This window comes from Vibrio salilacus (assembly GCF_002811245.1).
In the GTDB taxonomy this organism is placed as follows: domain Bacteria; phylum Pseudomonadota; class Gammaproteobacteria; order Enterobacterales; family Vibrionaceae; genus Vibrio; species Vibrio salilacus.
Map to the genome: position 1 here is coordinate 212815 of NZ_NIVQ01000004.1, position 18771 is coordinate 231585.

At 46.8% G+C, this 18771-nt stretch carries 17 protein-coding genes; 12 read left to right on the forward strand and 5 right to left on the reverse strand.

All coding sequences use genetic code 11. The features are described from left to right. The 4 genes from cobU to CDZ87_RS04640 are packed head-to-tail and all read right to left on the reverse strand — an operon-like array spanning nucleotide 1 to nucleotide 2950. Nucleotides 1-531 (reverse strand): bifunctional adenosylcobinamide kinase/adenosylcobinamide-phosphate guanylyltransferase, encoded by a 531-nt coding sequence (gene cobU, locus CDZ87_RS04625; RefSeq protein WP_100752393.1) that lies wholly within the window; start codon nucleotides 529-531, stop codon nucleotides 1-3. Further along, nucleotides 528-1304, reverse strand: coding sequence for an adenosylcobinamide-GDP ribazoletransferase (locus CDZ87_RS04630; RefSeq protein ID WP_100752394.1), 777 nt, complete (start codon nucleotides 1302-1304; stop codon nucleotides 528-530). The genes cobU and CDZ87_RS04630 overlap by 4 nt, the downstream gene beginning before the upstream one ends. Beyond that, nucleotides 1304-2335, reverse strand: a complete 1032-nt coding sequence (gene cobT / locus CDZ87_RS04635) for a nicotinate-nucleotide--dimethylbenzimidazole phosphoribosyltransferase (protein WP_100752395.1) — start codon at nucleotides 2333-2335, stop codon at nucleotides 1304-1306. Before cobT ends, CDZ87_RS04630 begins: the two co-directional genes overlap by 1 nt. 3 nt (nucleotides 2336-2338) lie before the next feature. Continuing rightward, complete coding sequence (locus CDZ87_RS04640; protein WP_100752396.1) at nucleotides 2339-2950, reverse strand: flavin reductase family protein; 612 nt, start codon at nucleotides 2948-2950, stop codon at nucleotides 2339-2341. Between the two features lie 493 nt (nucleotides 2951-3443). Between CDZ87_RS04640 and CDZ87_RS04645 the strand changes: the two genes are divergently transcribed. From CDZ87_RS04645 to purT, 6 genes are all read left to right on the forward strand, one after another. After that, a complete protein-coding gene (locus CDZ87_RS04645) occupies nucleotides 3444-4817 on the forward strand; it encodes an L-cystine transporter (protein ID WP_100752397.1) in 1374 nt (457 codons plus the stop codon). 155 nt (nucleotides 4818-4972) lie between these two features. Beyond that, nucleotides 4973-6397 (forward strand): exodeoxyribonuclease I, encoded by a 1425-nt coding sequence (gene sbcB / locus CDZ87_RS04650; protein WP_100752398.1) that lies wholly within the window; start codon nucleotides 4973-4975, stop codon nucleotides 6395-6397. A 176-nt stretch (nucleotides 6398-6573) separates the two neighbouring features. Further along, nucleotides 6574-6939 carry a CidA/LrgA family protein gene (locus CDZ87_RS04655; protein WP_100752399.1) on the forward strand — a complete coding sequence of 122 codons (366 nt, stop codon included), beginning with the start codon at nucleotides 6574-6576 and terminating at the stop codon, nucleotides 6937-6939. Continuing rightward, nucleotides 6939-7616: a CidB/LrgB family autolysis modulator gene (locus CDZ87_RS04660; protein WP_100752400.1), complete on the forward strand. Its 678-nt coding sequence runs from the start codon at nucleotides 6939-6941 to the stop codon at nucleotides 7614-7616. Before CDZ87_RS04655 ends, CDZ87_RS04660 begins: the two co-directional genes overlap by 1 nt. Before the next feature lie 234 nt (nucleotides 7617-7850). Next, complete coding sequence (gene cdd / locus CDZ87_RS04665; protein WP_100752401.1) at nucleotides 7851-8738, forward strand: cytidine deaminase; 888 nt, start codon at nucleotides 7851-7853, stop codon at nucleotides 8736-8738. Nucleotides 8739-8910: 172 nt separating this feature from the next. Next, nucleotides 8911-10086: a formate-dependent phosphoribosylglycinamide formyltransferase gene (purT, locus tag CDZ87_RS04670; RefSeq protein ID WP_100752414.1), complete on the forward strand. Its 1176-nt coding sequence runs from the start codon at nucleotides 8911-8913 to the stop codon at nucleotides 10084-10086. A gap of 74 nt (nucleotides 10087-10160) precedes the next feature. On the opposite strand, the gene CDZ87_RS04675 is transcribed toward purT, so the two are convergent. Continuing rightward, nucleotides 10161-10811, reverse strand: a complete 651-nt coding sequence (locus CDZ87_RS04675; protein ID WP_100752402.1) for a thiopurine S-methyltransferase — start codon at nucleotides 10809-10811, stop codon at nucleotides 10161-10163. A 326-nt stretch (nucleotides 10812-11137) separates the two neighbouring features. Here CDZ87_RS04675 and CDZ87_RS04680 point away from each other — a divergent pair, with 326 nt between their 5' ends. The 6 genes from CDZ87_RS04680 to hutH all read left to right on the forward strand — a co-directional run bounded on the left by CDZ87_RS04680 (nucleotide 11138) and on the right by hutH (nucleotide 18623). Further along, entirely contained in the window at nucleotides 11138-11911 is a 774-nt protein-coding gene (locus CDZ87_RS04680) for a nucleotidyltransferase family protein (RefSeq protein WP_100752403.1), read from the forward strand. A 317-nt stretch (nucleotides 11912-12228) separates the two neighbouring features. Next, on the forward strand, nucleotides 12229-12942 hold the full coding sequence (gene hutC / locus CDZ87_RS04685; RefSeq protein WP_100752404.1) for a histidine utilization transcriptional repressor HutC: 714 nt from the start codon (nucleotides 12229-12231) through the stop codon (nucleotides 12940-12942). A gap of 140 nt (nucleotides 12943-13082) precedes the next feature. Then, entirely contained in the window at nucleotides 13083-14294 is a 1212-nt protein-coding gene (gene hutI / locus CDZ87_RS04690; RefSeq protein ID WP_100752405.1) for an imidazolonepropionase, read from the forward strand. Next, entirely contained in the window at nucleotides 14287-15285 is a 999-nt protein-coding gene (gene hutG / locus CDZ87_RS04695) for a formimidoylglutamase (RefSeq protein ID WP_100752406.1), read from the forward strand. The genes hutI and hutG overlap by 8 nt, the downstream gene beginning before the upstream one ends. Before the next feature lie 84 nt (nucleotides 15286-15369). Continuing rightward, nucleotides 15370-17067, forward strand: a complete 1698-nt coding sequence (gene hutU, locus CDZ87_RS04700) for a urocanate hydratase (RefSeq protein WP_100752407.1) — start codon at nucleotides 15370-15372, stop codon at nucleotides 17065-17067. 11 nt (nucleotides 17068-17078) lie between these two features. Next, nucleotides 17079-18623: a histidine ammonia-lyase gene (gene hutH, locus CDZ87_RS04705; RefSeq protein WP_100752408.1), complete on the forward strand. Its 1545-nt coding sequence runs from the start codon at nucleotides 17079-17081 to the stop codon at nucleotides 18621-18623. Nucleotides 18624-18771: the final 148 nt, after the last annotated feature.

The window sequence follows — 18771 nt, forward strand, 5'->3', positions numbered from 1 at the left end:
TCACTGTTTTAAAATCAATGGCAGTCCGGCGGCGACCAAGGTCACTTTGTCGGCAATGTTAGCAATAGCTTGATTCATCCACCCAGCGTGATCAACGAACAGTCTTGATATCTCACCGAGTGGCACAACGCCTAGCCCAACTTCATTCGAGACCAAAACAATATCTGCGCGAGTCGCACTTAACGCATCAACCAAACCGGCAACATTCCGTTCTATATCGGGTGCGCTCAATGTTTGGCCTTGATTGTAAATGACGTTGTTGAGCCATAATGTCAGACAATCAACTAGAACGACTTGGTCGGATTGAAATTGAGCAACAAGCGTGGCCAGATCAACCGGGCATTCATGTTCGATCCAACCTTGCCCACGAGATTGTTGATGCTGTTCAATCCGCTGTTGCATCTCTTGATCAAAAGCGATGGCGGTCGCGACATAATGTTTAGTACGATTTTGGCTCAGTGCTATCACCTTAGATTCCGCAAGGCTCGATTTACCCGAGCGAGCACCACCTAAAATTAGCTCGATAGTCATAGCGTCCTCATCTGAAATGCAATCAGAGTTAGGTAGATCAAAAGTTCAGTAACTTGCTGCGCAGCGCCTAAACAATCACCGGTAAAACCGCCGATACGTTTAATCAACCACGCTTTAAATAGCCATCGAAAGGCCGCCATCACTAGAACCAACGCTACAATATGCTCAAGAGGTAAAAACAGACACGGCGCTATTCCAGTCAATAGCAAGAATATGACTTCACGGCGAGATTGGCGCTCAGCTAAAGGCTTACTTTTACTGGTATCGGTGTCACTGACATAAGGCATATCAAAAATAAGCGAAGCTGCAATCGCGCGGCTTAGCGTATAACCGCAAATCACGATCAACGCAAAGTCATCAAGGCGAACCACTTCACTTAGAAACAGGAACTTACCGAACAGCGCCATGATCAATGCGCTTGCGCCATACGTCCCTATCCGGCTGTCTTTCATGATGGATAAGCGCTTTTCAACACTCATACCACCGCCAATGCCATCGGCCATGTCGGTTAAGCCATCTTCATGAAAAGCACCCGTCAATAATAGGCTAAACACCATCATCAAAAACAGCGCAATCGTATCAGGAAATAGCCATTGCGCCGCGGTAAAAAATACCACGCACAAGCTACCTAACAGAGCGCCAACTAGGGCAAAATAACGTCCAGCTTGATTCATCCGCTCGCGACTATACGGTGTCGAAGCGGGTATTGGCAGGCGAGAGAAAAAGCTTAACGCCAACATAAACAGCTGGATTTGGTATTTCAATGCGGCCATTAATCAACCACAACGCCAGCTTGTTCAAAACTGGCCATATTGCTGTAAAATTCAGCCGCTGCACGCACTAAAGGCAACGCCAACACCGCGCCCGTCCCTTCACCCAAGCGTAGTGACAGCTCAAGCAAAGGCTCAGCGTGCAATTCAGCCAATAAATATTGATGGCCGATTTCATGAGACTGATGCGCAAAAATCATCACCTCACGGCAACTAGGTTCGATAAGCGTTGCCACGTAAGCGGCGGCGCTAACAATGAAGCCATCAACCAATACCGGCACTTTGTTTTCTCCTGCGGCAAGAAAGCCACCGACCATTTGCACAATTTCGTAGCCGCCAACTTCAGCTAGGATCTCGCTGACTTTTTTACCTTGGCAACGAGCGACGCCTTGTGCCACCAGCGCGATTTTTTTCTCTAGCTGCTTATCACTAATTCCGGTGCCTCTGCCCACACAGGCGCTGGCTTCTCGCCCAGAAAGTGCCGCTAGCAATGCCGCGGCACTGCTGGTATTACCGATGCCCATTTCACCAAACATCACAATGTTTGAACCCGACGCAATAATGTCAGTCACTAATTGTTTGCCCAGTTCAATACCGCGCTCAACCTGAAGCAGAGACATCGCAGGTTGCTCGGCAAAGTTGGCGGTTCTTTCATCAAGTCGCTGGTTCAAAAAGTGTTCATGGTCCGATTCAATCGGTACAAGAATGCCGCAGTCAACGACTTTAAGCGCGACGTCATTAACAGAGCAAAAGCAATTAATCGCCGCACCACCTGCTAAAAAGTTTAATACCATCTGCTGAGTTACCGCACTTGGCGCAATACTGACGCCTTGATCGGCAATACCATGATCAGCAGCAAACACAATCGCTGTCGGTTGATGAATTGAGATATTAGTGACAACGTCACCATGACAATTACTAGCAATCAAGGCTAATTGATGCGCTAGCGATTCAAGCTGACCGAGCGCGCCTTGTGGTTTGGTTTTTTGATGAATACGCTGCCAAATGGCATCTGAATAACCTTGATCTAACATAATTTATTTCGGCCGTGCGACTGAGAAAACTTTATCAAGAGTGGCATATTGACTACCACCGAGACGAGAGTGAGGGTCTACGCTTAACGCATCGATGACCAAGCGGTCACTGCGTTCGCCAATCACTTGTGGATCGATATAAATCTTTTCAATCTCAGCAAAAATCAGGCTCTGCGGCGTTTCACCGATTTCCTTTACTTCATGAAGTTTACAGGCGAACGCAATTGGACAGCCTTTAACTCGTGGCAATTCAAAACCATCGAAATCGACTAACTCTAGGCCAGACGCTTCTACTTCAGACTCGCCGTGCTCAAGCGTCGCCGCGGTTTGAGTGACAGTATCAGCCATCTGTTGCGAGGCAATGTGCACCACTAAACGCCCAGTTTCCAACACATTGCGCGTGGTGTCTTTGACATCACCTGACGGTTTTTTACCGACAGAAAACATCAGCAATGGCGGGTTACTTGCAACGGGTGTGAAATAGGAAAATGGCGCAAGATTATAATTGCCGTGTTCTGAGTCAGTGAGTACCCAGGCGATTGGGCGTGGAATCATCGTCTGCGTCATCAGATGATAGATCTGGGTCGGTGCAAGTGTGCTCAGCTCAATATTCATAGCTCATCCTTTATCTCGAATCCTTTACTCGAGTGTATCGTGAAATCAGCGGCTTAGCATCCCTTATCCCGATTCACTGGCGACAATTATTGACTTAATTAAAGATTAAACTGACAGGAAAAGTGACCGTTTTATCAAATGAGACGTATGCTTACTACTAGGGAAAAGTTTTACAATGGCACAAACTGTGCGTTCTTTTTGTCGTGACATCGTGTTCTCCCATTTGATAGTGCAACGAGGTTGTATGTTTGCCAATCAAAAGTTGAAGCAACAAAACAGACTATTGAATGCATAGGGTTCGATCGTGTGGTGTTTGTTAGTCGACTCTTGTTCATATATTCAGCAAGACACCACATGCATAACTGATGGCTATATTTAATAGCCATTTATCATTTTGTTTAGTTACGTTAAACCTTTACCCTGCCAGCCGAATCTAATTTCGAATAAATACAATTAACTAATATTTAACACTAAATAAATAAGGTTGGCTCATATGTCAGTGGCTGTTATCGCTTCACTTGCGATATTTCTTGGCATTCTGGTGTTTCTTTACACACAGCAGAATAAACAGAACTCTTTATCACGTCTCGTTTTACTCGGTTTAGTTTTCGGCAGCTCATTTGGCTTGGCGCTTCAGCTGGTGTTGGGCGAAGGTCATCCAGCGATTAGCCAAACTCTAGACTGGGTGAATGTGGTTGGCCGTGGCTATGTCGGCTTACTAAAAATGGTGATCATGCCGTTAGTACTGGTCTCAATGATTGCGGCTGTGGTTAAACTCGAAAAAGGTGGCGCGCTGGGTAAGATCTCTGGACTCACCATTTCGGTATTATTGGCAACAACAGCCATTTCGGCTCTGATTGGTATTGTCATTACTCAAGCTTTTGGTCTAAGCGCAGAAGGCTTAACGGAAGGCGCACGTGAGACCGCACGTATGGCTGCACTTGAGAGCCGTGCAGGCAAAGTCAGCGATCTTAGTATTCCACAGATGTTAGTCAGCTTTATTCCTACTAATCCATTTGCCGATCTGACAGGCGCTCGCTCAACATCGATTATAGCGGTCGTTATCTTTGGTGTGCTAACTGGCATTGCGGCGCGCAAAGTGATGGCAGAGAAGCAAGAGCTAGAGTCGCCTATCCGCACCTTCGTTGACGCGGCGCAATCTATCGTTATGCGCTTAGTTAAGATGATCATGGCACTGACGCCTTATGGTATTGCCGCACTGATGGCGAAAGTGGTCGCGACCTCAAGTGCTGCGGATATTCTCAATCTTCTCGGCTTTATCATTGCGTCTTACGTTGCTATTGCGCTTATGTTTGTTGTGCACGGTATCTTAGTCTCTTTTGTTGGTGTGAGCCCAAAAGAGTATTTCCAGAAGATTTGGCCCGTACTGACGTTTGCGTTCACCTCTCGCAGTTCAGCAGCGACCATTCCATTAAATGTCGAGGCACAAATCAATCAGTTGCGAGTACCACCGGCGATCGCTAATTTGTCGGCCTCATTTGGCGCCACCATAGGTCAAAATGGTTGTGCAGGTATCTATCCGGCAATGTTGGCGGTAATGGTTGCACCATCAGTTGGCATTGATCCTATGGATATCAACTTTATTGTTTCTTTGATTGCCATCATTGTTGTCAGCTCATTTGGTATTGCGGGGGTTGGTGGTGGCGCGACGTTTGCCGCGCTGATCGTACTGCCTGCGATGGGATTACCCGTCACCATTGCCGCGCTGCTTATTTCTATCGAGCCACTGATCGATATGGCGCGCACCGCACTTAATGTATCCGGTGCAATGACCGCAGGTACGATTACGAGTCGCTTGATGGGTCAAAAACTCAGCGACGAACAACTCGAAGCACAGCAAGCTTAAATCACAAGCACATGGTTCAATGGCCGACTGACGTTGGCCATTTTTTTATCTCATTATTTTTTATCTAACTTCCACCCAAACCGCGAACAGGTTTGCCTTGTCGAAACAGCAATGGTCTAATACCCAAGTGAATTTCAACCGTTGGTAAAATGATAATGCAACAAGAGCAACAACCTACGTTCTTCTTTTTTGATTACGAAACGTGGGGAACAAGCCCTGCCAAAGATCGCCCTTGTCAATTTGCTGGCGTGCGCACCGATATGGACTTTAATATCATTGGCGAGCCTCTTGTTATCTATTGCCAACCGCCTGCAGACTACTTACCGTCCCCAGAAGCGGCTCTGATTACTGGTATTACACCACAAACGGCAGAGACCCAAGGCCTTATCGAGCCAGAATTTATCGGCAAAATCCATCAACAACTTGCCACGCCTAACACCATTAGCCTTGGCTACAATAGTATTCGTTTTGATGATGAAGTAACCCGCTATACCTGCTATCGCAATTTTATCGACCCATACGCATGGAGTTGGAAAAATGGCAATTCACGCTGGGATTTACTTGATGTGATGCGTGCTTGTTACGCACTGCGGCCTGAAGGCATTAATTGGCCAGAAAACGACGAGGGATTTATTAGCTTCAAGCTTGAACATCTCTCGGTTGCCAACGGCATTGAACACGCCAACGCTCACGACGCGATGGCCGATGTGGTCGCCACGATTGAAATGGCTAAAAAAGTCAAAGCCGCACAACCTAAACTGTTCGACTATTTCTTGAGCATGCGTCACAAGCGTAAACTCAACGAGCTTATCGATATCGTTAATATGACCCCATTAATGCACGTATCAGGCATGCTGGGGAAAGAGTGTCGTTACACCAGTTGGATCGTCCCCGTTGCTTGGCATCCAACCAACCAAAACGCCGTCATTTGTGTTGACCTAGCCAAAGATCCGCAAGCCTTGCTCGATCTAGACGTCGAATCGCTCAATCAACGCTTATATACCAAGCGCTCTGAACTTGGTCCAGATGAATTGCCGGTTCCTGTCAAGCTAGTGCATTTAAATAAATGCCCGATTTTAGCACCCGCCAAAACATTAACCGCTGAAAATGCCGCAGCCATTGGCATTGATCGAGCAAAATGTTTAGAGAATCTCGCTCGTTTACGTCAACATCCAGAAATTCGTGAAAAACTCATCGGTGTTTACACGATTGAGCGTGAATACGAGAAAAGTACTGATGTCGATACTCAACTTTATGACGGTTTCTTCTCTCCGGCTGATAAAGCGGCCATGGATATTATTCGTGAAACCGATCCTAATCATTTAGCGGCTTTGGATATCAGCTTTAACGATCCTCGCATTAAACCCCTGTTGTTTCGCTATCGTGCTCGCCATTACCCTTGGACATTGGATGAAGCAGAGCAACAACGTTGGGCGAACCACTGCCGTGACTACTTCGAAAGCCGTATTGAACAGTACATGCTGAATTTAGAAAACTTAGTTCACGAACATGAGAGTGACACAAGTAAGATGGCTATTTTAAAATCCATCTACCAATATGTAGAAAAACGAGTATCCTAGATATTTCTTAGTACTAAGTCCTGCACCCTACTGCAAATCCTGACGACCGCAACGAAATCAATTATTAGGCGTTAGGTAATTGATAAATAAAAGCTTTGGCGCTATACGTCAAAGCTTGCACCTGTTTAAATAAACGCTTATTTAGACGGGTAATAGACGTTGGACGATAATATACTATGACCAAAACCGTGCTTCAGTATGCTGTTTCTATGGCGCTGATATTTTTATGCCTTGTTGCTGGCATCAATATTCAACACTTACTCGACACCGCTATCCCCGGCAGTATTATCGGTATGTTGATCTTATTTGGTCTAATGGCAAGTGGCTTAGTGCGACCTGACTGGGTAAGACCTAGCGCGACGCTATTTATTCGATATATGGTGCTGCTTTTTGTTCCGATCAGCGTAGGGTTGATGGAGCACTCTAATATGTTGTTAGCCAACGCTTGGCCAATTTTAGCCAGTGCCGTTGGTGGTACTGTGATTGTCTTGGTGCTGTTGGGCTTAATGCTCGACCGGATATTGAAAGGAGGGCAGCAATAATGTGGCTACTTATTACTATTGTTGTCTTTTTTGCTTCACGTTGGTTATGCAAGCAATTCAAAAGCCCCTTCATGAATCCACTGTTGATTAGCCTTGGCGTATTGATCCCAATACTGACCTATTTCAAGATACCTTTTGAGACCTACTACTCGGATAACACTTGGATTAACTATCTACTGCAACCCGCTGTCGTGGCACTTGCTTTTCCCCTTTATGAACAACTCCCACAGATCCGTGCGAACTGGCGTATTATCATGTTGGCGTGTGGTGTTGGTAGTGTCATGTCGATGCTAAGCGCCAGTATGATTGCGGTCTATATGCAGGCTGATTTAAGCTTGATTGCCAGTTTACTCGGCAAATCGGTCACGACACCGATTGCAATGGAAGTCTCTAGCCACTTAGGTGGAGAACCTGCGATTGCGGCAATATTGGTACTGATCGTCGGTCTATTTGGCGCGATCATGGCCTACCCAATCTACAACGTCTTAAATATTACTCACCCGATTGCCAGAGGATTAACCATGGGCACGGTCTCTCATGCTCTGGGAACCGCAACGTGCGCAGAGAAAGATCCTCAAGATGCCGCGTTCAGTTCTTTGGCGCTGGTGGTATGTGGTGTGATTACCTCAATACTTGCCCCATCTTTCTTCTCTTTAGCACTTTGGATTTCAGCTTAAGTCCGTTTGAGCCACCCTGCGTGGCTCGTCACGCTCAGTGATGTACTTTTGTAATCGTTATCATGTGTGAGCTCACTCTAATTATGTAACAAACATTCAAATTGCATTCATTGTTGTGATCTGCATCTCTGCTTTAATCTTCTCGTTACATAAAATGAAATACCAGTATCGGGGTTTAAATCCAATTAAAGGTATAGACTCTAGATATCCATTATGCAGATTAAAGGATTCACTATGAGAAGCCGCATTGAACAGGCGCTATCTGAAGTGCCGAAAAACGTCGCTGATTTTCTATCACCCATTATTCTTGCTGACGATTTTGACGCGACCTTATCTTCAGAGCAATTTGAGCAACTACTCACAATATCTGGCTTAGAAGACGTTTATCTTCGTGTTGCATTATTGCCATTTGCGGCGGCTTATTCTTATGCCCCACTATCAAACTTTTATGTTGGCGCCATTGTTCGTGGCCTCTCCGGCAAACTCTATTTTGGTGCCAATGTTGAATTTTTGGGCGTGCAGTTGGGTCAAACCGTACATGCGGAACAATCAGCTATCAGCCACGCTTGGATGAAGGGCGAACAGGGTGTTAAAGACATCACGATTAACTTTAGCCCTTGTGGCCACTGCCGCCAATTCATGAACGAGCTATCGACCGCCGATCAGCTTGAAATACAACTGCCACAACGCGATGGTAAAAAGCTGCAAGCGTATTTACCTGAGTCATTTGGTCCGGCAGATCTCGGTATCAAATCCGCTCTGATGGCGCAGGTTGATCATGGTAAACACAGTGACGATCAAGACGAGCTTATTCAGTTAGCGCTTGCTGCACTTAACCGTAGTCATGCGCCTTATACCCATAACTTAAGTGGCGTAGCGTTAAAAATGCGCGATGGCAAAGTATATCAAGGCGCATACGCTGAAAACGCCGCGTTCAACCCAAGTTTACCTCCGCTACAAGTGGCCTTAATTCAACTTTTGCTCGATCGTCAAACCCTTGAGGATATCGAGTCAGCGGCACTAGTAGAAGTTGCCGAAGGTACCATCAGTCACTTGGCAACCACCCAATCAACATTGGAAGCCCTTAATCCCGATATTCCCATGTCATACCTAGAAATTTAAACGATCAGTTTTAACATCAGAGGCGCTCAAACGAGCGCCTTTGTCATATGATAAACATCATTGGTTTATACCCAAAAAAACCAATGACATCAAAAAGCAAACGTTTGCTTTTTGGTTGATATTCAGTATCATTCTCTTCAGTTTCTATTCCTTTAAGATGATAGGGTTAACAATGTTTGGTACCGCAACAGCAAGTCAAGCTACACGTGTTTTACTATTGGGCTCGGGTGAATTGGGTAAAGAGGTCGCGATTGAGTGTCAACGTCTTGGCCTTGAAGTGATTGCTTGTGATCGTTATGAAAACGCCCCCGCTATGCAAGTTGCTCACCGTAGCTACACTCTTGATATGCTTGATGGTGACGCTCTGCAAGCCATCATTGATAAAGAGCAACCAGACTATGTCGTGCCTGAAATCGAAGCCATCGCCACAGATAAACTGGTTGAGCTGGAGGCGAAAGGTGTCAACATCGTCCCAACTGCGAAAGCGACCAAACTGACGATGAACCGTGAAGGCATTCGTCGCCTCGCGGCTGAAGAGCTCGGCCTTAATACATCGGTGTATCGCTTTGCTGACAACTACCCAGAGTTTCGCGCTGCTGTCGAAACCGTAGGTATGCCTTGTGTGTGTAAACCCGTGATGAGTTCGTCAGGCAAAGGGCAAAGCGTAATCAAATGCACCGACGACATTGAAAAAGCATGGAATTATGCCCAACAAGGTGGCCGCACTGGTGCCGGACGCGTTATTATTGAAGGCTTTATTGATTTTGACTACGAAATTACCCTACTGACTGTACGTGCCGTTGATGGCGTTCATTACTGCGCGCCGATTGGCCATCGTCAAGAAGATGGCGACTATCGTGAATCTTGGCAGCCACAAGTGATGTCTGATATCGCGCTCAGAGCCGCTCAAGATGCCGCAGGTAAAGTGGTGAATGCTTTGGGTGGATACGGAATTTTTGGCGTTGAGCTGTTTGTCAAAGGTGACAGCGTGATCTTTAATGAGGTCTCTCCGCGTCCACACGATACTGGCTTGGTGACTTTGCTTTCTCAAGACAGTTCAGAGTTTGCGCTTCATGTTCGCGCGTTTACTGGTCTACCGATTTCGGCCATAACTCAGTATGGGCCATCTGCATCAGCGGTTATTCTTGGCCAAGGTACTTCAAACAACATACAATTTGACGGCCTCGATAAAGCCCTAGCGGCGCCACAAACCCAGTTGCGTTTATTTGCTAAACCTGACATTGATGGTCGCCGCCGTTTAGGTGTCGCAATCACTCGCCGAGACACTGTAGAACAAGCCGTTGAAGATGCTGTCACTAGCGCCGCTCAGATTAAAATCATCTATTAATTGACCCAAAGACACGAAAAGGCTTGGTTCGAGACCAAGCCTTTTTCTATCTATTCCACTTTGACCAACAACGACTAGTTACTTTCTAACAAATAGACTTCTTCAGCAAATCGAGACAGACCTTTGTTGGCAATTTTAGGGTGATTATCATTCGCCTCATCACGATAAAGCTTGGTTATTTTAAATTCAGGATACAATGCGTGAATTTCTTGCTCTGCCACTGAGAACGGTGGCCCTGCCATTTCGTGTTGCGGATAATCTAAGCTAACCAGCAAAATACGCCCACCAGGATTCAGTAATGACTTAATTCTATTGGCATAATCAACTCGCATCTCGGGTGGCAGCGCCACCAACGATGCTCGATCATAAACAATATCGACTGGTTTTATTGGCGCGGTAAACAAGTCTCCGGTGTAAATCGATAGTTCATCGAATTGAAACAGCTCATGCTGACCATTAATCGGCATCACCATCGGAGTATAAAAATGCTCTGCAAAAAAAGCTCGAACGGCAATATTACTCAGCTCGACACCTTGAACGTCGCCATGCTTGGCGGCAAGCCAAACTAAATCCTCCGATTTACCACATAAAGGGACAAAGACTTTATCCTGATAGTCAGGTTTTGTATTGGGCCAATACTTTACCAATAAGGGATTGACATCGTCTAAATGAAAACCAAGTTGGTTCTCTGCCCACTTGTTGTGCCAAAATTCTGGGTCTCTCATCTTTTTCTCGGTTACTGGCTTTAATCACTCCTAGCCTAGCGGAATCTCATGCGTCTGGGTATCCCCGATTGCTTTTCTGTTATTCAGATTACGTTCATCTAAATACGATATATTCAGTAACACATCGCTGTTGAACCTAAATCTTGGCCGTAACTCTAACTGAATGATAACAAAATGAGATAAGGCTCAAAGTTTTTAATCAAGGTTCAAAGTGAGGATTGGTAAAGCGAAATAAAAGCCCCATTTATTAATCAGAGATAAGTAGCGCAAGCGGTAGACCTTTGTTTGACCCCTTTTAGCCCAGCCTACATATCTAAGGAGAGTGCATGAGTCTATTCTTGCGTACCACGGCGTTAATGCTTTTGATGCTCAGCCGAGCCCCTGCATTTGCCGCTATTCCGACGGCTCCCGATGAGCAACAAAATCATCCGACTAACCAAAACCAAGTCTGCTCACAAGCGTTCAAACATAACTTGAGCGGCCTGTATGGCATCCAGTCTATGCCGACTTTGCCTCTTCAGCCTTATAGTGATTTTGACATCCTTTATAGTAAAGCCCACCAGGCTCAAGCCGAACTAGAAACCTTGTGTAAAAGTACTGCTCTCTTGACTGATACCACCGCCTATTTTGCTGGCATCAAAGCATCTCAGCGCGCCAAAGACAAGATTGCTCATGAATTGAACGGTCAAGTGGAACGCATCACTGACCTTGCTCGTGCCACGATTGTCGCTGATGATATCGAAAGTCTGATGTCTGTTTACGAAGTATTAAACCGCGAAACCACGGTCGTTAAAGCGAAAAACCGTTTTAAAAAACCCGCAGCCTCTGGCTATCGCGATTTAAATCTCCTAGTCAAATTACCTAAAACTGGTTTAATTGCAGAAATACAACTCCACCTCAAAGCTATTGCTGATGTTAAAAGCGGCCCTGAACACGACATTTATGAGAACGTACAAAAAATTGAGCGCCAAGCCGCACGTGAAAACCGTGAATTGAATGACGTTGAAGTTGCACAAATTCGCTCAATGCGCCGTGAATCTGAAGCCCTGTACCAAAATGCTTGGCAGCCTTATATCACAACGCATCTCTCTGCCGCATAACGATTTTCTGTGCATACCTAAGCCTAGGTAGCTGGTTTTTCGATGCCTGTTGACCACAGTGAAGTTTACTAATCAGGTGCCGTGTCGAATATCTGGGCAGTCAAGGAGCAATATGATAAGGAATTGAGTTAGAAGGCTTTCTCAGCGAAAAAAACAGCGACTGATCGCCCTAGATACTTAATCAAAGGCTAACTTCTGCTAGGCAATGTATTAAACGTAAAAGGTTGTGACATAGTCTCACGATTAAATCAGATGGCTTGCATTATCGCGGTAAATGTATAACCATTTGTATAGTCAATTTAATACACGATAAGAATATGAGCCAGTCGCCCCTATATCTGCAGATCAAACGCTATATTGCCGACCAAATCGACAATGGCCTTTGGCCCGTCGGCCATCGAATTACCACCGAAATCGAGCTGACTAAGCAGTTTAATGTCAGTCGTATGACCGTCAATAAGGCTATCCGCGATCTGGTAACAGAAGGACGGCTATTACGTAGACCAAGATTGGGGACATTTGTCTGTGCCCCAGATGATAAAGCAGAGTCACCGCTGCTCGATATTCGTAATATCGCTAAAGAAGTCGAACAACGCGGAAAGACTTACAGCAGTAAGGTCATCAAGCAAATTGCACTCACTGCCGATGATGCGGTGGCAATGAAGCTTGGCGTCATGTTTGGAAGCCATGTTTTTTATAGTGAGATAATACACTTTGAAGACAAACTTCCTATCCAACTGGAAATGCGCTGGGTCAACGCCCATTACGCTCCAAATTATTTGGAGCAAGACTTCTCTCAAATGACACCCAATCAATATCTATCCGAGAACTGCCCATTAAGTGCAATTGAGCACACTGTCGAAGCAATAGTCGCTGGCGATGCTGTGCGCGCCGCTCTTAGGTTAGCCGTTAGTGAGCCGTGCCTGTTACTCAATCGCCGTACATGGAGTGACGATAAACTCGTTAGTACTGCACTGCTTTATCATCCTGGTACACGTTACAAGTTAAGCTCTAAAGTACTGCTCAGTTGATACCCAGCAGAATAAACCATACTTATAAAGCGGGCTTAGCACAGAGACTACTCACTGATCACATTTTTGCAACATCACACTTGTACAAATTCTATCTCTGAAAGCATAATTGTATATACATTTAATTATGAGTAACAGTGATGAGTTCTATCAATGATCTAGTATTAACCAACGCATCTATGGTCACTATGGCGCCAGGTGCAAATGGTTACACGGTATCAGCACCGTGCAATATTGGCATTAAGCAAGGTCGTATTGATACTCTTAGCCAGGCTCCCATCAAGGCGCATTCCAGTTTTAACTGCCAAGGCAAATTGGTGACCCCCGGTTTTATTGATAGTCACACGCATCTGATTTTTGCTGGTAGCCGTGCCGACGAATTTGAGCAACGTCTCAACGGTGTCCCTTACCAACAAATTGCCCAACAAGGTGGCGGCATTCTTTCCACCGTCAGAGCCACTCGTGATGCCAGCGAAGCGCAATTAACCGAGCTTGCTCTACCTCGTCTTGATGGTCTAATCCGCACAGGCGTTACCTCCGTTGAAGTTAAATCGGGATATGGCCTAACCCTTGATGATGAAATAAAGATGTTGCGCGCCGCCAAAGCGCTTGAGACACATCGAAAAATTCGCGTCACTACGACACTATTAGCCGCACATGCTTTACCCCCTGAGTTTACTGGTCGCGGCGATGCTTACATTGACTACGTCTGTCAGACGATCATTCCATTGGTTGCCGAGGAAAAGCTCGCGACCAGTGTTGATGTTTTTTGTGAGTCGATCGGGTTTAACCTTAAGCAAACCGAAAAGGTGTTCCAAGCGGCGATACAACATGGTTTAAAAGTCAAAGGTCACACCGAACAACTGTCAAACTTAGGTGGCAGCGCATTAACGGCGCAATACTCGGGGTTATCAGTTGATCACATCGAATATCTTGATCAAGCTGGCGTCGAAGCATTAGCAAACTCGAGTACCGTGGCTACATTGCTTCCGGGTGCATTTTACTTCCTCAAAGAGAAGCAACAACCACCGATAGAACTGCTGCGCCAGTACCAAGTACCCATGGCGATCGCAACCGATTTGAATCCAGGCACTTCGCCGTTTGCCGATTTAACCATGATGATGAATATGGGGTGTACTCTGTTCGGTTTGACCCCGGAAGAGACACTACGCGGCGTTACCTGTCATGCTGCTCAGGCTTTAGGTTTTGGTAACTCTCGTGGTCAAATTCAGCCTAAATTTGATGCTGACTTGGCGATTTGGGAAGTCTCACATCCGGCTGAATTCAGCTATTTCCAAGGTGCACCACGATTGTCGGCGCGCCTAGTTGCAGGAGAGTTAGATTATGTCTAAGCCAGTCAAGACTCACCAAGATTTCCATTGGCAAGGGCGCGACGACGCTGAAGATGGTGCCCATGGTAAACGCGTGCATCATGTCGTCAAGAAAATGCAAGTGGAGCAGATTCCATCACACAGCCACGCTGTAAGCCTACTTGGGTTTTGCAGTGATGCTGGCGTCGCGCGCAATAAAGGGCGTATTGGGGCCAAAGGCGCACCTGACTTAATCCGCCGCGCTCTGGCCAATATGGCTTGGCATCAACCACACTCACTGATCGATCTGGGTAACGTTATTTGTGACGATGATTTGCTCGAACAAAGTCAAACCGAGTGTGCTGAGGTTATTGCCCTTGCGCTAAAATCGACGCCTGTGATTACCCTTGGCGGCGGGCATGAAGTGGCTTGGGCATCGTTCTTAGGCTTAGCCAAATACTTTGAGTCACTCAATGTCGCCAAGCCACCTAAAATCGGTATCATTAATTTTGATGCGCATTTTGATTTACGCGCATTTGAAAGCCAACAAGCAGAAGTGAGACCCAGCTCTGGTACACCGTTCAATCAAATTCAACACTACTGTGCACAGCGCCAATGGCCTTTCCATTACGCCTGTCTAGGGGTAAGCCGAGCGAGTAATACTGAAGCCCTTTTCTCTCGAGCCGACGAACTGGGCGTTTGGTATATCGAAGACAAAGATCTTGCTCATCACAACCATATTTACCATTTGACTCAATTGCAGCACTTTCTCGATAACTGTGACTACCTCTATCTCACCATCGACCTCGATGTGTTCCCAGCAGCCACAGCACCGGGCGTCAGTGCTCCAGCCGCGCGAGGGGTCAGCATCGATATGATCGCACCGTTTATGGCGCGAATTTTACATTACAAACACAAATTAGTGATCGCCGACATCGCCGAATACAACCCTACTTACGATGTCGACAGTCAAACCGCCCGCCTTGCTGCAAGGTTGTGTTGGGATATCGCCAACGCTTTTTCAGAACAATAACACCTAGGCCAGAAACCACGAGGAACAAGAGTAACCTCGACCCCTCGTTTAGCCTAGATACCGTCAATCACAAGGAGTATTACCATGACACAGCGCCAAGTTGAAGAGATGCGCCTCGATACAAGTCGAACCATTCGTGCCCCTCACGGCACAGCATTGAGAGCGAAATCTTGGCTGACAGAAGCCCCTCTGCGAATGCTGATGAACAATCTAGACCCAGATGTGGCTGAACATCCGCATGCACTGGTTGTCTATGGTGGTATCGGCCGTGCAGCGCGTAACTGGCAATGTTACGACAAAATTGTTGAGGTACTTGAACGTCTTGAAGATGACCAAACCCTAGTGGTGCAATCAGGTAAACCGGTGGGCGTCTTCCCAACGCATAAAAACGCTCCTCGTGTATTAATTGCTAACTCAAACCTAGTACCGCATTGGGCCAACTGGGAGCACTTTAATGAGCTCGATAAGCAAGGTCTGATGATGTACGGCCAAATGACGGCGGGTAGTTGGATCTACATCGGCTCACAAGGCATTGTACAAGGTACCTATGAAACCTTCGTCTCCGTTGCCAAGCAGCATTTTGATGGTAATGCCCACGGTCGTTGGGTGCTTACTGGCGGACTTGGTGGTATGGGTGGCGCGCAGCCACTCGCAGCCACAATGGCGGGTTTTTCGATGATCGCTGTTGAGTGTGACGAGTCACGTATCGATTACCGCCTCAGAACTGGTTACGTCGACAAAAAAGCCACCAGCCTCGATGAAGCGCTATCAATGGTTTACGAATCAGATATGCCAATATCGGTTGGTTTGCTTGGCAATGCTGGTGATGTGTTCCCAGAACTGGTTGAACGAAATATCACGCCAGATGTAGTGACAGACCAAACTTCAGCGCACGATCCGCTCAATGGTTACCTACCCATTGGCTGGTCAATGCAACATGCGGCGCAATTACGCTTAACCGACGAAACGGCGGTCGTTAATGCGGCCAAAGAGTCAATGGCGATTCAGGTTCGCGCCATGTTAGAGCTACAAACTCGCGGCGCGGCAACACTGGATTACGGCAATAATATTCGTCAAATGGCCCTAGAAAAGGGTGTGGAAAATGCTTTCGACTTCCCAGGCTTTGTTCCCGCTTATATCCGCCCACTATTTTGTCAAGGCATTGGGCCGTTTCGCTGGGCAGCATTGTCAGGCGATCCTGAAGACATTTACAAAACAGACCAAAAAGTTAAAGAGTTGATCCCAGATAACCCGCACTTGCACAACTGGCTCGACATGGCGCGCGAGCGGATTCAATTCCAAGGCCTGCCTGCACGTATCTGCTGGGTTGGGCTCAAAGATCGTGAGCGTTTAGGTCAAGCCTTTAACGAGATGGTCAAAAATGGTGAATTGAAAGCACCCATTGTGATCGGTCGTGACCACTTAGACTCTGGCTCCGTTGCTAGCCCTAACCGAGAAACAGAAGGTATGATGGATGGTTCTGATGCCGTATCAGATTGGCCACTGCTTAACGCCCTATTAAACACTGCTGGCGGTGCCACTTGGGTTTCATTGCACCACGGCGGCGGCGTTGGTATGGGCTTTTCACAACACTCAGGAATGGTCATTTGTTGTGATGGTAGTGACGATGCGTCACAGCGTATTGCCCGGGTATTACACAATGACCCAGCCACTGGTGTTATGCGTCATGCTGATGCTGGCTACGATATTGCAAAACGCTGCGCCGCCGAACAAGGCCTAGACTTACCGATGTTAAACGAAGAACTGCGCAAGCTTAAATAAGGATTATTTAGATGTTAAACCTCACTCTTAAGCCAGGCCAATTGAGCCTACCGGTATTGCGTCAGATTAGTCGCTCACCGCTCAAGCTCTCTCTTGATCCTAGCGCGATACCAGCGATTGATGAGAGCACTCAAGTTGTTGAACAAGTCATTGCCGAAGATCGCACCGTGTACGGCATCAATACAGGCTTTGGCCTACTGGCGAATACACGAATTGCACCTGAAGATCTTGAAACGCTGCAAAGAAGCATCGTGCTTTCTCATGCAGCCGGTATCGGTAAGTTTATGTCCGATGAAACCGTGCGTTTAATGATGGTACTTAAAATCAATAGCTTATCACGCGGCTATTCTGGTATTCGTCTAAAAGTCATTCAAGCGCTGATCGATCTGGTCAACGCGCAAGTTTACCCGTGTGTGCCACAAAAAGGCTCAGTAGGCGCATCAGGCGACTTAGCCCCACTGGCACATATGAGCACTGTGCTGTTAGGTGAAGGTCAAGCGCGTCATAATGGCGAGATAATCTCTGGCCAAGAGGCCCTCAAAATCGCGGGACTAGAACCCATTACTCTCGCGCCAAAAGAAGGCTTAGCACTACTCAACGGCACACAGGCCTCAACGGCGTTTGCGCTTGAAGGTCTGTTTGCCGCAGAAGATCTCTTTGCCTCTGCCACGGTGTGTGGCGCAATGTCTGTAGAGGCCGCACTCGGCAGTCGCCGTCCATTCGATCCACGGATTCACCGCGTGCGCGGTCATCGTGGTCAAATGGATGCAGCAACGGCTTATCGCCACCTGCTCGATACCAGCAGCGAAATCGGCGACTCACACACTGGCTGTGAAAAAGTACAAGATCCATACTCGCTACGTTGTCAGCCTCAGGTAATGGGCGCATGTTTGCAGCAAATTCGTAACTCTGCAGAAATCCTGCAAGTTGAAGCCAACTCGGTATCAGACAACCCATTGGTATTTGCTGAAGATGGTGACATCATCTCTGGGGGCAACTTCCACGCTGAACCAGTGGCAATGGCGGCGGATAATTTAGCGTTAGCCATTGCTGAAATCGGCAGCTTATCTGAGCGTCGTATGGCGCTGCTGATTGATAGCGCACTGTCGAAACTGCCTCCTTTCCTTGTTGACAACGGTGGCGTTAACTCAGGCTTTATGATTGCCCAAGTCACCTCGGCGGCGCTTGCCAGTGAAAACAAAACCTTGGCTCACCCCGCGTCAGTAGATAGTTTGCCAACCTCGGCCAATCAAGAAGACCATGTATCTATGGCAACATTTGCTGGTCGCCGTTTGCGTTATATGGCAGAAAATACCCGTGGAATTTTGGCCGTGGAATACTTGTCCGCCGCGCAAGGTATAGATTTTCGCGCACCGAACAAGTCATCGCAACGCATTGAAGAGGCTAAGCAGATTCTGCGTGAAAAAGTCACGTTCTACGACAAGGATCGATATTTTGCGCCTGATATCGAAGCGGCCAACTCACTGCTAGAGCTAGCAGTTCATAACCACCTCATGCCAGAAGCGCTTCTGCCTAGTGTTGTTGTGGATGAGTAACAAGCAATAATTGATGCCTAAGAAAGTATTAACGCCGCTCGCTTATAAGTGAGCGGCGTTAATTTTACTTTAAAACGATGTCTATATCAGGGTGAGATCGCGAACATTTTTTAATCAAATCAATGATCGATTTGACGATCACATTTAG

Bases quoted from the DNA above. Each gene is read 5' to 3' on its own strand.
- sbcB (WP_100752398.1), top strand. From the start codon at position 4,973: ATGCAACAAGAGCAACAACCTACGTTCTTCTTTTTTGATTACGAAACG.
- cobU (WP_100752393.1), bottom strand. From the start codon at position 531: ATGACTATCGAGCTAATTTTAGGTGGTGCTCGCTCGGGTAAATCGAGC.
- CDZ87_RS04680 (WP_100752403.1), top strand. From the start codon at position 11,138: ATGAGTCTATTCTTGCGTACCACGGCGTTAATGCTTTTGATGCTCAGC.
- CDZ87_RS04655 (WP_100752399.1), top strand. From the start codon at position 6,574: ATGACCAAAACCGTGCTTCAGTATGCTGTTTCTATGGCGCTGATATTT.
- cobT (WP_100752395.1), bottom strand. From the start codon at position 2,335: ATGTTAGATCAAGGTTATTCAGATGCCATTTGGCAGCGTATTCATCAA.
- purT (WP_100752414.1), top strand. From the start codon at position 8,911: ATGTTTGGTACCGCAACAGCAAGTCAAGCTACACGTGTTTTACTATTG.
- hutH (WP_100752408.1), top strand. From the start codon at position 17,079: ATGTTAAACCTCACTCTTAAGCCAGGCCAATTGAGCCTACCGGTATTG.
- CDZ87_RS04630 (WP_100752394.1), bottom strand. From the start codon at position 1,304: ATGGCCGCATTGAAATACCAAATCCAGCTGTTTATGTTGGCGTTAAGC.
- CDZ87_RS04640 (WP_100752396.1), bottom strand. From the start codon at position 2,950: ATGAATATTGAGCTGAGCACACTTGCACCGACCCAGATCTATCATCTG.
- hutG (WP_100752406.1), top strand. From the start codon at position 14,287: ATGTCTAAGCCAGTCAAGACTCACCAAGATTTCCATTGGCAAGGGCGC.
- hutC (WP_100752404.1), top strand. From the start codon at position 12,229: ATGAGCCAGTCGCCCCTATATCTGCAGATCAAACGCTATATTGCCGAC.
- hutI (WP_100752405.1), top strand. From the start codon at position 13,083: ATGAGTTCTATCAATGATCTAGTATTAACCAACGCATCTATGGTCACT.
- CDZ87_RS04645 (WP_100752397.1), top strand. From the start codon at position 3,444: ATGTCAGTGGCTGTTATCGCTTCACTTGCGATATTTCTTGGCATTCTG.
- CDZ87_RS04660 (WP_100752400.1), top strand. From the start codon at position 6,939: ATGTGGCTACTTATTACTATTGTTGTCTTTTTTGCTTCACGTTGGTTA.
- hutU (WP_100752407.1), top strand. From the start codon at position 15,370: ATGACACAGCGCCAAGTTGAAGAGATGCGCCTCGATACAAGTCGAACC.
- CDZ87_RS04675 (WP_100752402.1), bottom strand. From the start codon at position 10,811: ATGAGAGACCCAGAATTTTGGCACAACAAGTGGGCAGAGAACCAACTT.
- cdd (WP_100752401.1), top strand. From the start codon at position 7,851: ATGAGAAGCCGCATTGAACAGGCGCTATCTGAAGTGCCGAAAAACGTC.